Annotated in this window: 11 protein-coding genes; 5 read left to right on the top strand and 6 right to left on the bottom strand. The window is 35.7% G+C overall.

Annotation, left to right across the window (positions count from 1 at the left end; all coding sequences use genetic code 11):
- The 3 genes from topA to VCM44_RS04845 form a co-directional block, all read right to left on the bottom strand.
- Window positions 1-2,532, bottom strand: a complete 2,532-nt coding sequence (gene topA / locus VCM44_RS04855; protein WP_133296849.1) for a type I DNA topoisomerase — start codon at window positions 2,530-2,532, stop codon at window positions 1-3.
- 83 nt (window positions 2,533-2,615) lie between these two features.
- Window positions 2,616-4,811: a LysM peptidoglycan-binding domain-containing protein gene (locus VCM44_RS04850; RefSeq protein ID WP_334678159.1), complete on the bottom strand. Its 2,196-nt coding sequence runs from the start codon at window positions 4,809-4,811 to the stop codon at window positions 2,616-2,618.
- Window positions 4,812-4,819: 8 nt separating this feature from the next.
- Window positions 4,820-5,542: a tetratricopeptide repeat protein gene (locus VCM44_RS04845; RefSeq protein ID WP_334678158.1), complete on the bottom strand. Its 723-nt coding sequence runs from the start codon at window positions 5,540-5,542 to the stop codon at window positions 4,820-4,822.
- Window positions 5,543-5,672: 130 nt separating this feature from the next.
- Here VCM44_RS04845 and VCM44_RS04840 point away from each other — a divergent pair, with 130 nt between their 5' ends.
- The 4 genes from VCM44_RS04840 (at window position 5,673) to VCM44_RS04825 (ending at window position 9,586) form a co-directional block, all read left to right on the top strand.
- Complete coding sequence (locus VCM44_RS04840; protein ID WP_114705329.1) at window positions 5,673-5,900, top strand: DUF4911 domain-containing protein; 228 nt, start codon at window positions 5,673-5,675, stop codon at window positions 5,898-5,900.
- Window positions 5,901-5,994: 94 nt separating this feature from the next.
- Complete coding sequence (locus tag VCM44_RS04835; protein ID WP_334678157.1) at window positions 5,995-7,371, top strand: hypothetical protein; 1,377 nt, start codon at window positions 5,995-5,997, stop codon at window positions 7,369-7,371.
- 16 nt (window positions 7,372-7,387) lie between these two features.
- The gene (locus VCM44_RS04830) at window positions 7,388-8,443 is read left to right on the top strand and encodes a hypothetical protein (RefSeq protein ID WP_334678156.1); all 1,056 of its coding nucleotides are present in this window, start codon (window positions 7,388-7,390) and stop codon (window positions 8,441-8,443) included.
- Between the two features lie 132 nt (window positions 8,444-8,575).
- Window positions 8,576-9,586, top strand: coding sequence for a phosphatase PAP2 family protein (locus VCM44_RS04825; RefSeq protein WP_334678155.1), 1,011 nt, complete (start codon window positions 8,576-8,578; stop codon window positions 9,584-9,586).
- A gap of 35 nt (window positions 9,587-9,621) precedes the next feature.
- Here the strand turns inward: VCM44_RS04825 and VCM44_RS04820 are convergent, their stop codons facing one another.
- From VCM44_RS04820 to VCM44_RS04810, 3 genes are read right to left on the bottom strand one after another with little or no spacing between them, the layout of a single operon-like run.
- Window positions 9,622-10,752, bottom strand: a complete 1,131-nt coding sequence (locus tag VCM44_RS04820) for an endonuclease/exonuclease/phosphatase family protein (RefSeq protein ID WP_334678154.1) — start codon at window positions 10,750-10,752, stop codon at window positions 9,622-9,624.
- A gap of 14 nt (window positions 10,753-10,766) precedes the next feature.
- Window positions 10,767-11,240 carry a thioredoxin-dependent thiol peroxidase gene (bcp, locus tag VCM44_RS04815; RefSeq protein WP_114705334.1) on the bottom strand — a complete coding sequence of 158 codons (474 nt, stop codon included), beginning with the start codon at window positions 11,238-11,240 and terminating at the stop codon, window positions 10,767-10,769.
- A 21-nt stretch (window positions 11,241-11,261) separates the two neighbouring features.
- A complete protein-coding gene (locus tag VCM44_RS04810; RefSeq protein WP_114705335.1) occupies window positions 11,262-11,981 on the bottom strand; it encodes a hydroxyacylglutathione hydrolase C-terminal domain-containing protein in 720 nt (239 codons plus the stop codon).
- A 71-nt stretch (window positions 11,982-12,052) separates the two neighbouring features.
- Here VCM44_RS04810 and VCM44_RS04805 point away from each other — a divergent pair, with 71 nt between their 5' ends.
- A complete protein-coding gene (locus tag VCM44_RS04805; RefSeq protein WP_114705336.1) occupies window positions 12,053-13,306 on the top strand; it encodes a M48 family metallopeptidase in 1,254 nt (417 codons plus the stop codon).
- The last annotated feature ends 7 nt before the right edge of the window (window positions 13,307-13,313 follow it).

Raw genomic sequence — 13,313 nt, 5'->3', positions numbered from 1 at the left:
TTACTCGTTGTTAGATTCTTCGTCTTCTTTAGCAAATGGAGTCGTATCCCAATCTACTGAGTGCTTACATTCAGGACATTGAAGTTGTTTCCCCCAACGCTTTGTTTCCTTCACACCCATGACACCAAATCCACATGCTGGACAGTCATAAACTTTTGGCTCATTCCATAATGCAGTTTCACAGTCTGGATAATTCGTACAACCATAGAAGATTTTCCCGTAACGAGACTTCTTCTCTGCAAACTTTCCAACCTTACACTTTGGACAAGTTACATCAATAGTATATGGAAGTGTTGTTTCACATTTTGGATATTCTTCACATCTAACGAAACGGCCGTACTTACCTTTTTTAACTTCAAGGCGCTTTCCACACTCAGGGCATGGATCACGGAACCAATCTTTTGGAAGAATTTCAATAGTTCCATCAAGGTGCTTTTTAAAGTCAAAAGTTGAAGTACAATCTGGATAGTTTCGACAAGCTAAGAACTGACCATTACGTCCCCATTTAATAAGATACTCACCATCTTCACATTTCTTGCAGTGAATTCCTGTTGGGATCTCTTGCTTTTTAAGGTTCTTCATTTCCTCTTTGGCTTTCTCAAGAGTTTTTTCAAACCCTTGCCAAAATTCTTTTAGAACCTTCTTCCACTTAATCTCACCTTCTTCAATCTTATCCAGAAGCTTTTCAACGTTTGCTGTGAAAGCAACGTCCATAACATCAGGGAAGGATTCAATAAGCATTTTACATACAACTGTTCCAAGCTCTGTTGACATGAAACGGTTTTCGACCTTTTCCACGTAACCACGATCTTGAATATTTGAAATAATCGAAGCATAAGTCGAAGGACGACCAATACCTTTTTCTTCTAATGTCTTAACCAGTGAGGCTTCATTATATCTTGGAGGTGGAGAAGTCCAATGTTCAACTTCATTAGGGCCATTCTTGGCCTTCATCTTCTCACCGACATCAATTAATGGAAGTTCACCTGTTGCTTTTGCTGTATCATCTTCATCGTCATTTCCACCGCGACGTGATGCCTTCTCAGCCGCTGCTTCCATATAAACAGTTCTAAAACCAGCAAATTTAATAATTGAACCATTGGCCTTAAAGAAGTGACCTTCACATTCATAAGTTACAGCGGTCTGATCGATGATGGCCTGACTCATTTGAGATGAAATAAATTTATTCCAAATAAGCTCATAAAGCTTTTGCTCATCTGGCTCAAGATCTCCCCTAAGTTGATTAGGAGTATATTCTAAAGAAGTAGGTCTTATGGCCTCGTGGGCATCTTGAACCTTGCTACTTCCCTTTTTCTTATATTCAATAGGCTCTGGTGATAAATACTTTTCACCGTATTGATCCTTAACATATTCACGTAAGGCGTTTAATGATTCAGGCTCAGTTCTAACAGAGTCCGTTCTCATATATGTAATAAGACCGACAGTTCCAAAGTCCGTTGTTGCAATCCCTTCATAAAGTCTTTGCGCAACCATCATTGTTCTCTTGGCCGTAAAACCTAATTTATTAGCCGCTTCCTGTTGAAGCTTAGAAGTTGTAAACGGTGGAGTTGGATTCTGTTTTCTTTCACGTTTTTTAACGTCAATTACTTCAAATTCCTTACCTTTTACATCTGATACAATCTTCTTTGTGAATTCTTCATCAGTAAGTTCAGTCTTTTTCTTTGCTGTCTCACCATAGTATTTAATTTCAAAAAGCTTACCATCTTTTTCCATATCACCGTGGATTGAAAACCACTGCTCAGGAATAAAGGCTTTAATTTCATCTTCTCTTTCGACAATAATTCTTAGAGCAACAGATTGAACTCGACCAGCTGAAATCCCTCGCTGAACCTTGTCCCAAAGAATCGGAGAAATTTTATATCCCACTAGACGATCAAGAACACGACGAGTTTTTTGAGCATCGTACATATTGACGTTTAGCTCTGTCGGGTTTTCTACCGCTTCAGTTACCGCTTTCTTAGTTACGGCATTGAAGATAACTCTTCTTATCTTTTTTCGCTTTCCAATTTCTTCTGAAAGGTGGAATGCAATGGCCTCTCCCTCACGGTCCAAGTCGGGTGCGAGAAAGATTTCATTAGCGTATTTGGCAAGTTCTTGGATTCTTTCAATCTTTGCTTGTTTCCCACTAATTGGAACAAGATCAATTTGAAAGTTATCCTTGATATCAACACCTAGTTTTGACTTAGGAAGGTCTTTGATATGTCCATTTGACGCAACGACCTGAAACCCTCGTCCTAGATATTTTTTGATTGTTTTAGCTTTAGATGGTGACTCCACTATAACCAGTTTATAGTCTTTGTCCTTTAAAGATGATCCAGAAGTTTTCTTTTTCGCTTTCTTAGCAGTTTTTTTGGCCGTTTTCTTCTTTGCAGTTTTTTTGGCCGTCTTCTTCTTTGCTGTCTTTTTCTTAGCTGTTTTCTTTTTGCTTGTTGCTTTTTTTGCTGCTTTTTTCGAGGCCTTCTTAGAGGCAGCTTTTGTTGCAGCTTCACTCACAACGTCTGTTTGTGACATGTTCACTTACTCCTAGTAATAAAAACAAGGCGCGTTATTAAAACGCGCCTCAAATATCTTAACATATTTTTTGCTAGCATAGATTAATTTGAATCACTATTCAATAGTTCTTCAATTTCTTCGATGTCGTATGGAGTCAATCCATAAGGATTTTCCTTACTGTTCAGATCTTCATCCATATACTTGCGTCCCTCTTTAGCTTCGATCTCATTCATTGACTCGAGTGCATTAGGATCTTTTGTCTTAACACCTTTTTCAATTAAGTTAAGATCTTGACGCTCTAGGTAAGTATCTTCATCAATCTTTTGTTCATTCAATTTAGTCTCTGCATCAATTAATTCTTGTTCAAGCTTTTCTAATTCCTTTAGATCACGCGCCTGTTCTTTAATAATTGATTTCTCTCTTTCTTGGCGCTCTAGTTCTTCAAGCTCATCTTCTTCAATACGAATTTCATCAACTTGTTTTAATAAGTCTTCACCAAGATTATCTAAATTTAATTCAACATCAAGTTCCTCAAGTGCAAGGTTCTCTTTTTCACCTAAGGCCTTTTCACGTGAACTAGTTCTAAGCTGATCTGCCATCTTTGCAGTTGCCTCAGACTTAGTCAGGGCAATATTACCAAGACCCATTTCATCATTTGAATATGAAATGACTGCAGTAGCAAAATTATCCGTTACTGTAATAACTGTTGCCTCACCTTTTACATAAGTTGGTTGAGAACTAATTTTCTTTCCTGTTCCCTGATCTCTAAAAGAATATATCTCAAAGATATTTCCTAACTCCACACCATCAACACGACCACGATCAAGATAGATGACTTCTCCTAGAGCTAAGCCTCTTTCTTGAACCTTAAATGCACCAATAATTGCTGCTTCAATACGACGTGAATTATATGTTTGAAAGATTTTTGCAATTTTTGGCGTATAAACAGTGATTCGTGCTCCACGCTCAATAACATCCACAATTTGGAAAGTATCAACTTCCCATTTATTATCTTCAAGTTCTCTTACTGCCTTTACTTGACCTACAATAGAATAACGAAGCCCTTCTCGATCAGAGATTTCATGAGAAACTTTCCCTTGTGGTTGATAAATCGAAAATTGATCTCCAGGTCTTACTTGGACAGACTTATCAAATTGAACATAGGCCTTACCTTTATCATGAATCAAAACAGCTTCATCTTTCTTATCTGATATATAACCTAGATCTTGAATATGATTTGTTGAAAGAAAAGTATTTAAATAGAACCCTTGCGAGACATTAATTTCTTGCCTTTCAATAGATGAGATTCCATTCTCATCATATTCCTCAGTTGGCTCTTCTATAAGAACTTTTGTAACAGGAGGAGCATACTTTTTATAATCAGTATTTAGTTCAATCTCAGTCATCGAAAGAACATCTTGATACGTCGACTCAGTTAATGACTGAAAGAATGCACCCTTATCGATTAACTTTCTTCTCTCAACTAACCAGTCAGACTTTATATCCTCACCATAATTTGAAAAGGCCCCAGAGCTTGCAACCTTTACACCTGCAACCTTAGTATCCTCAGGTGTTTGAGAATCAAAACTACCAAAAGAAACTTTTGGAAATGATTCTTCACTACCTGTTGAGAAAACAAGGATTTGTCCTGGTTCAATTTCATGAGGATTTGTAATCTGTGGGTTCATTGACCAAATTTTAGAATAATAAAATCCTGATCCAAAAAGGTTCTTTGAAATTTTCCAAAGCCAATCACCTTCTTGGACAACATACTTATCTACTTTTGCGGCCGTCGCTAACTCATTCCACTCATCTGCTGGAATTTTCTTCTCAACAAATTTAGCTAGCTCAAGAAGTTCTTTTTCTTCTTTACCAACATTAAATAAGTTCTTATCTAGAGAGACCTTTTTATCAGAGGTATTTATCTTATTGGCCTTACTAGGCTCTACAACCTCAACATCTGACTTTACATCTTCGGCCAAAATATCAATTTCATCAATTGAATCAGCTCCTGATGCATTATTCTCATTAATTTTCTTTTTATTTTCTTCTGTTAAGACTTCCTCACCTGGAAGATTAACTTTTTGATTATTTTTCAAAGACTTTAATTCATCTTCTAAGACTTCATCTGAAACATCTGTTTGCTGAGGTTGATCGGCCTCTTCTTCAAGTAGCATTAGAAGATCTTTGTCATCTAATAATTCGAGATCTTGAAGATCGTCTTGAGCATATGAAAGATTCACTTTCAATATGATAGCTACGATACAAAATAGAAATTTTAGATTTCTCTTTTTCAAATCTACCCTTATGCTTCGCCAAAGAAGTCATGAAGAATTGAATGATATTTTTCATTCTTCTTTTTTAACTTTAATTTATCAGTACATGCAATTAAGCGACCTAAACTTTTAATAACAAGACCAGAAAAAGCATGTTGCCTTAAAATCTCTTCATATAGCTGCATTGCTAAATCGTATTCATTTTGAGAAAAAAGCATCTCTGCTAAATAAAATTTTGCTCTTACTTTTATTTGGCCATGTTTTGAACTTTCTAAATCCTTTAGGATAGTAAGTGCTTGATCTAATCGATTCTGGGCCAAAAGACCTTCGGCTTGCTTTAATAAATTTAATTCTTTTTGTAATTGAAGATCATCATTTTGTTGGTTTTGCTTCTTTGCTGCAACTTCATTTGCAAAAACATCAACCGTTTCTGCTAACTCGTTTCGACGTGCTTTTTCAAGATCATCAATCATCTCAAGTTGCACCTCTTCTTGCGAAGCTGATGGTTTAGAACTCGATTTGTATTGCTCGGCCAAACTTGGAGCTTTAGTTTCTTTTAATAGCTTGTCATACTTTTCAAGAAGTTGATCATACTGAGCCTTTGGCACCATCTGACTCTTTGCTTGTTGAGTATCAGCTGTCCCCTCTTCCTCAAACAATGTTTTTCTCTTTCCCATCCATGAACAAGATGTAGTTGAAAGAGATAAAATAAAAATAGAAACTAGTGGCAATCTCATCCTGAAATCTTTCACTATGTGTCCTCCATGACTTGATAAAAGAGTGGCCTTTAATAATATTTTAGGTTACAAAGCGTTTAAGTCAATGAAATTTCGTGGATAGGCAAAGTCTTCCAACGATAAAAACAAAGTAGTCGAGTATTTTATGAGTGAAATATTTAAAACAATAGTAAGAGTTCCAAAGAAAGAATCAGCCTATTTTTATTTTCAACTAGAGGCCAACGAAGGACTATGTTTTTACTCAACTATTGAAGGCGATAAACACGAAGGTCATCGTGATATTATTGTTCAAGCACACCCTAGCCTTAAAGAAGAAGTTGTCCAACTACTTAATAAACTTGGAAAAGAGATCGAGCTCGAGTTTATTGACTAAAATCTGAACAGCTTTAACAAATTTTCAAGTATTCTAATAAAATTTAATGAAAGTGATATAACTCGCAAAGCTTTATAAATATAAAGGAGAGATTATGTCCCCATCCCCTAAACTAAAGAAGGCCATTAGTACTTCTTTATGCATTCTGGCCTGCCTACAGATGGCATCTTGTAAGGTTGTTACAAACAAAGGTATAAACAATCATTTTGAAGATTTTAAAGCAACACTTCAGGTTGCGCCTAAATCATCACTAAATGATGGAAAATTAGTCATGGCAAATGATCTTCAGTTTAAAGCTGAAAGAATTGCTCATCTTATCAATAAAGCTCCAAAACTTGAGACATGGACAAATTCGAAGCGTACTTTTGGCGCAAATGATCGCACTCGTCGAGTAAGAACCGTTGAAAAATACGAAGAGAGCAAGGCCAAGATCAAAAAGTGGATGTCTGATGTTAAGAAGCTTACGATGGATATTCATGCTATTACCTATGAAGCAGGAAAGAATTCATACAAAAAAAATCAATTTAATAGACTTGAGAATTCTCCTGAGCAGATTGCACAAAATGAAGTCCTTGCTCTTTATTCTCTAACATACCTAAGAAACCTAAGTGAAGGCTATGCTAAGCGATCTATTAACTATATCGAAAAACTTTCAAGTAAAAATATGAAGCGATTTAGTGAAAATGATGAAGAATTCAAGCTAGAAGTTCTTCAACAGCATATGGCCTATATCGGTATGATGAAAATTATTGATAAAGATGCTGAGAAAACACTAAAGAAACTTAAGGCCATGAGAGACCATAATATTCTTCCAGAGGCAATTAGTGAAAATATTAATAATCTCTTAAACTCTGGAAAACAAGAAAACTCTGAAAAGATACAGAAATTCAATGAGTATAAAAAAGAGGCCTTAACAAAAGAGCAGCAAGAAGAGTTTGATAAGGCCCTAGCCTCTTTTGATTCAACATTTGGTAAGAAGTCATTACTCTTTGATCCGGCAAATCCAGATCACCCACTAATGCACTTATTTGTTATTGCTTCAAATCTCTCATGGGGTCTGATCAATACGATGATTGGTGGAGCATTTGTTGCAACGAAAGTTCTACTTGTTCCAGTTAGCCGTGGTGTAAACCTTTTCCTAAGTTTCTTAGAAACAGTAACACCATATCGCTACATGAGAATGATTAACTTCGATCTTCCACGATTAGCAATTTCAGCTTCTAAAATGCAAATCTATGCTGATGTTTGTGGGCTTGGATATATACCAAGTAAAATGTCTGCTGGTCTTTTTGAGTTAGACTTCTGTACTGGCCATAGGTTCGCTTCAGGGCATGAAGCAGGACACGCGAAACAATCAGCTTTACTTGGGCCTTTTTACTTCCCTGCTGCAATCCTATCATATGCACTTGTTGGTGGTCATGGTGGATTTATTGAAGCTTGGGCAGATATTTGGGCAGCTCACTATCACTAGGATATAAAGGGCATAAATGAAGATTAAAAAATCATTAAATTATAAGAAGACTCCATTGAGGTATATAAACTATGCCTTAATGAGTCTCTTTATATTTATTGCATCCTCTAATTATTCAATTGCACTTGATTCTTTTGATAGAATTTCTAAAGAAGTTTATAAAGATATTAACTTAAGACTAAAATATAAAATAGACTCAAAAATACTTGAGATGGAAGTAATAAGAAATAACGACTTCTTCCTTTTCCTTGATCAAGACTTAGATGGAACTCCAGACAGTATTGACAATGATATTGATGGGGATGGAGTTGATAATATTGCAGATGAGTTTCCAACATTATCAACTGAACAAGGTGAAGACCAAGATAAAGATGGAATTGCAGACTTCATAGACTTTAACTACAGTTTAAATATTGATGAACAGGAAAGAGATTATGCAGCAATTATTCAACGAGATGTATTTGTTACATATAATATTCTTATTATTCCCGCTGCCAAGACAAACCTGAAAGAATTGACGGCCATAAAAGAGCTGCTTCAATTAGAGTTAACTTCGACTACAGATAATCTAAAATTCATTGTGCTTGAAACACAAAGTAAAGATCAATTTATGACCCGTGGCCTTTATGAAAAAGAATGGAAACAATTGATTCTCTACAAGAACCATTTAAAAGATTTTAATGAATTTAGTCTAACTCTTACACATGAGTACTTCCACTTTATCGCTCAAGAAATGCCTGAGCTCTACAATCACTTTATAAATGAGGTTGGATGGAATAATAAAGATGGCGAACTAACTTATCAGCATAATTGTGATCAACAAGAAACTTCATATAATCTAGTTGAAGCAACTCTTATTAATACAGATAAAAATCCTTTGATGAAGTACGATAACTTTCCTTCTGACTACTCCACAGTCTCACCTACTGAAATGTTTGCCGAAGTTGGTACTGCTGTTCTACTAGAAAGAAAAAGACATGAGAGAAGCTTTCAGAAGAGATTTTATAAATTTGAGCGCTTCAAGTCTGCGCAAGCTTATTTTGAAATGGCACGTCTTCTAAATATCCCGTAACATCCTGAAATCACTAACTAAATAAAATCGTCTAAAAATTAACTATAGGTAGAAATACTACATACTAAACAGTTTAATACTTAGTTTAGGTCTATACTCATTTTATATTAAGCCTACTACTGGAGAGAGAGAATGAGTATTAAGTCGATACTAAAGGCCATCACCTGCCTTTCAATTTTAATGAATTCCTATGCAACATGTACTGTTGAAGAGTTTCTTAGAGATGGAATCTGTCCAGGAATGGGTAAAGATAGTGTCATTCAACCACGATATGAAGAAGATGGAGTTATAAACCGATATGGTGAGTTTACTTTCCGTCCCGAATATCAAACGTTACCGGTAGGTCTCACAAATTCAGAATTATTAACAATTGGTGCTGCTGCAAGTACAGCTATCTTACTTTTTAATAATGATGAAGAACTAATCCAATTTGCTCAAGACAATCGCACAGAAATCACTGAAGAGATTGCCTTTTGGGGAGAAAAAGCTGGAAGTATGCCAATTGGTATCTCTGCTGCTGGATATGTATTAGGTGTAGTAATTGATAATGATGAAGTAACTCGAGTTGCAAAAGTAGCACTTAAGGCAACTGCAATATCTGGCCTAATTACCAGAGCAGGGAAAATGACTTTTAGTCGTAAACGCCCTAATAAAACTGATGACCATACAGATTTCACAGGATTTAATTGGGATAATGATAACGTTTCATTTCCTTCAGGTCACACGACAACGGCCTTTGCCTTTGCAACTGTAATTGCTGAACACTACAAAGATAAATCAACGATTATTCCTGTACTTGCCTACACTGCGGCAGCTGTTGGAGGTTGGTCGAGAGTTCACGACAAGGCTCACTGGGCAAGTGATGTTGCCATTGGAGCTCTAGTAGGACATTTAACAGGTAAGTTATTTTACGCTGAAGAATTTGAAATAAATAGAAACGAAAAGTGGGATATGTCGATTCATCCAATTGTTACTCCAAATTATGCTGGGTTTCAATTTGAGTTTCGTGGAAGAAGAAAAGAAGATAATTCTGCTCGTAACTTCATGAAAAGATGTAGAGATCACTATGAAGATCAATACACTAAAAACGGTGTAACAAGAGAATGTACATATCAATATTTCTTAAGTGTTTATGGTAAATAAAATAAGAAAGGGCCGATCATGGCCCTTTTTTTATTCTAATATTTTAATTCAAATACAATTGGAAAGTGATCTGAGAACCCTGCTTTTTGTTTTTTCTTAGCAAGGTGATCATAACGGTTTGGAGGCGTTTCAATTTTCTTTTGTTCATAAAGCTTAAATCCACGATCTCTCATTTCTTCAATATCTTCCTCTACTACAGTTGCAGGTTGAGGCTCTCTGATAAAGTCAGGTGCATAAATCTGATAAGATCCTAGAACTAAACTAATAGGGGCCTTCTCATCTAACATCGTTTTTGGAACGAAGACTCTATCAAGGTGATTCCACTGCCCACCTCTTTTGTAAAAATATGTCCCCGGAGGAAGCTTTTTCTTACTACTAAGTGATTTATCAGCTCTAAAAGTCTTTTCGACATCAACGATTGTCTTATCTTTTAAAAGAACATCCCTCATTGGGTGCTTATTATCAGCGGCTTTTAACTCTGGAATTGTATTGAAGTCACCCACAGCAACAACAGAAGCTTTAGTATTCTTTTTTAGGATTTCATCAATACGCGACTTCAATGTCTTAGCAGCTACAACTCTAGCGTGATCAGGATTACCTAAACTTGGCCAGTGATTAGCAAAGATATAAAGATCTTTTCCCTTTAGTTTAAATTGAGTTTCAAAAATATTTCTAGAAGGTCTCTTCTTAAAATATTCATCTTTTAAAACATGCTCTTTACTTCCAACATATTTTAAATCCGATGATTCATTAAAAAGAACAGCAAGATCAACTCCACGGTAATCAGGAGAATTAGATGTGTAGTACTTCTTATATCCTAAGACCTTTGCAAGTTGGCCAATAACATTTGCATTTTCAATTTCCGAAAGAACAAGAATTCCTGGAAGTTTCTTTCTCTCTTTTAAGATAACATCTTTAATTTGAGAGAGTTTCATATCAACTTTTTCCTGAGTCCAGTCAGCATCAAAACATTCGTTACGGCGATATTTTGATTTAACTTTTGCACAGGCTTCTTTCTTCCCTTTTGTATTCTTTGGAAGATAGGCCCAGTCGTTCTTGCCTTCATCTTTTTGAGCATCAAAAAGATTCTCAACGTTATAAGACATAATCTCTATTGTTGAAGCAAAGCTTGAGCTTACAAGTAAGAATAAAATTAAAATTTTCATACAATTCCCAGGGTCTATAGATTTTCTTTAATCCAATCAAGGACATCGTCATGATGTGACTTTGTTTTAACTTTATCCATTACATATTTCAGACGACCGTCTTTGCCAATGATAAAAGTTGTTCTCATCACACCCATGTATTCTTTACCCATAAATTTCTTAAGGCCCCAAACACCATACTTATCCATAATCTTGTGATCAGGATCTGAAAGAAGGTCAAAATTAAGTTTTTGCTTTTCTATAAAGCGTACAAGCCTTTTAGGCTCATCTGGAGATACTCCTAGAACCACAGTATCAGCATTTGCAAATTTCTTCTTATAATCTCTAATTCCACAAGCCTGAGTCGTACAACCAGGTGTCATGGCCTTTGGGTAGAAGTAAAGAACAACATTTTTCTCACCCTTAAAGTCTTTTAAGCTTACTTTTTCTTCGTCTTGATTTTTAAGTGTAAATGCTGGCGCCATATTTCCAATTTTTGGAAAACTCATATCAACTCTCCTATTTAATTTTTACCATTTATCTCGTTTGTTTCTCAATTTCTTAATCTCTTCTACATCTTTCGTCATCAAAAACAAATTCACTTTCCGCTCAGTTGCAAAATTTGTTCGAAACTTAACACTTCCTTCTTTGTGAACTTGTTCAAGAAGCTCTTTTGCGTCTTCATTTTCAGGTTCAATACTAAGAGTGAAGCGTAAGTTATTTTCGATATAGTCATGACCAGGCCATAGAATCACTTGATCTTCAACCTTCTCATTCAAATCTAAGATTGTTTCTACAAATACATCGAGGTTTCCACCATTTTTACAATTTCCAATTCCGGCATTGAAAACAGTATCCATTGTGATTATTTCAACCTGCTTACCCGATTCATAAAATAGAAAACATAGATGATCCATCGTATGGCCTGGAGTTTCGATAACTTCCATCTCTCCAAGTGCGGTGGATATCTTCTCACCGTCTTCTAGAATACGATCTATTTTCTTGTAGCTATCTTTATGTCCCCAGATTTGAGCACCATGTTGCTGAACTAACTCATCAACACCAGCAACGTGATCATGATGGCCATGGGACAAGAGAACAACAGCTAAAACGCGGTTGTTTTCCACCAACCACTCATTTACTAACTTTGGATAAATTGGATCCACAACAGCAACTTCTCCATTGCCTAGCTCGACAATGTAATTGTAGTTTCGAAGCGGAGAATCCGTATAAATTTGATGAACATTCATAGGCAAATACCTTTTTTTTTGTCATGATATATAGGTCATAACAATTATAGAAGTTAAAAAAAAGGAAGCATATGGTCAATCTTTCGATGGCATCAAAAATATTCATTTCTGCAGTATGTCTAAAAGGACTTGTTGAAGCATATCTTGATAAAAGAAATATTAAGCATATTGGTAAAAACTTTAATCAGGTACCAGAAGAGTTTGCAGATAAGATCACTTTAGAAGATCACCAAAAAGCTGCCCGCTATTCAATGGAGAAGTTAAACAAAGGTCAATTATTTAATTTTATTGGCTATATTATCCTAATCGGTTGGACATTACTTGGTGGATTAGATGCTCTTAATAAAACGATTACGTCATTTGAATTATCTCCCCTACTAACCGGAACGGTTTTTTTATTGGCCTTTAGTTTCATTAATTCGATCCTGTCACTGCCAGAATCTCTTTATACGACTTTTGTCATTGAAGAGAAGTATGGGTTTAATAAGACGACAATAAAGACATTCATCACAGATATGCTAAAAGGATCAATTCTTGGCCTCATTATAGGAACTCCACTTATCTATGGGATCCTATGGATTATGGAATCTCTTGGTGAGTATTGGTGGGCGTATGCTTGGGCATTCCTATCAATTTTTCAACTTCTACTAATGTGGATCTACCCAACCTTTATTGCTCCAATTTTTAATAAATTTACTGAACTAGAAGATGGTGAAATAAAAGATAGAATTCTTGCACTACTAAAAAGAGTCGACTTTGAAAGTAAGGGACTATTTGTTATGGATGCTTCACGTAGAAGTGGCCATGGAAATGCATATTTCACAGGCTTTGGTAAGAACAAGAGAATTGTCTTCTTTGATACTTTAATTAATAGCTTAAATGCTACTGAAGTCGAGGCCGTATTGGCCCACGAGCTAGGACACTTTAAGCGTAAGCACATACTGAAAATGATGATTAAAGCATTTGTCTTCAGCTTCATCGGCCTCTTTATACTAGGTCAACTTATGCAAACAACTTGGTTTTTTGAAATGCATGGAGTTCACTCAAGTGAAACTTACATGGCACTAACTCTATTTATACTTGTTAGTGGTGTTTACACTTTCTTTATTACTCCAATCTCTTCTTGGGCATCAAGAAAATATGAATTTGAAGCAGATGAGTTTGCTTCTCAAAATTCAAACCCTCAAGAGCTTATTAATGCTCTTGTTAAGATGTATAAGGACAATGCTAGTACATTAACACCAGATCCTCTCTACAGTGCTTTCTATCACTCTCACCCACCAGCACTAACTAGAGTTAAGTTCTTAGAAACTTTTATTAAATAAGTATTTT

The sequence above is a fragment of the Halobacteriovorax sp. DPLXC-1 genome, assembly GCF_036903125.1.
Classification (GTDB): Bacteria; Bdellovibrionota; Bacteriovoracia; order Bacteriovoracales; family Bacteriovoracaceae; genus Halobacteriovorax_A; species Halobacteriovorax_A vibrionivorans.
Note: the sequence above shows the minus strand (reverse complement) of the source record. Positions and strands in the feature narration are given on the sequence as shown.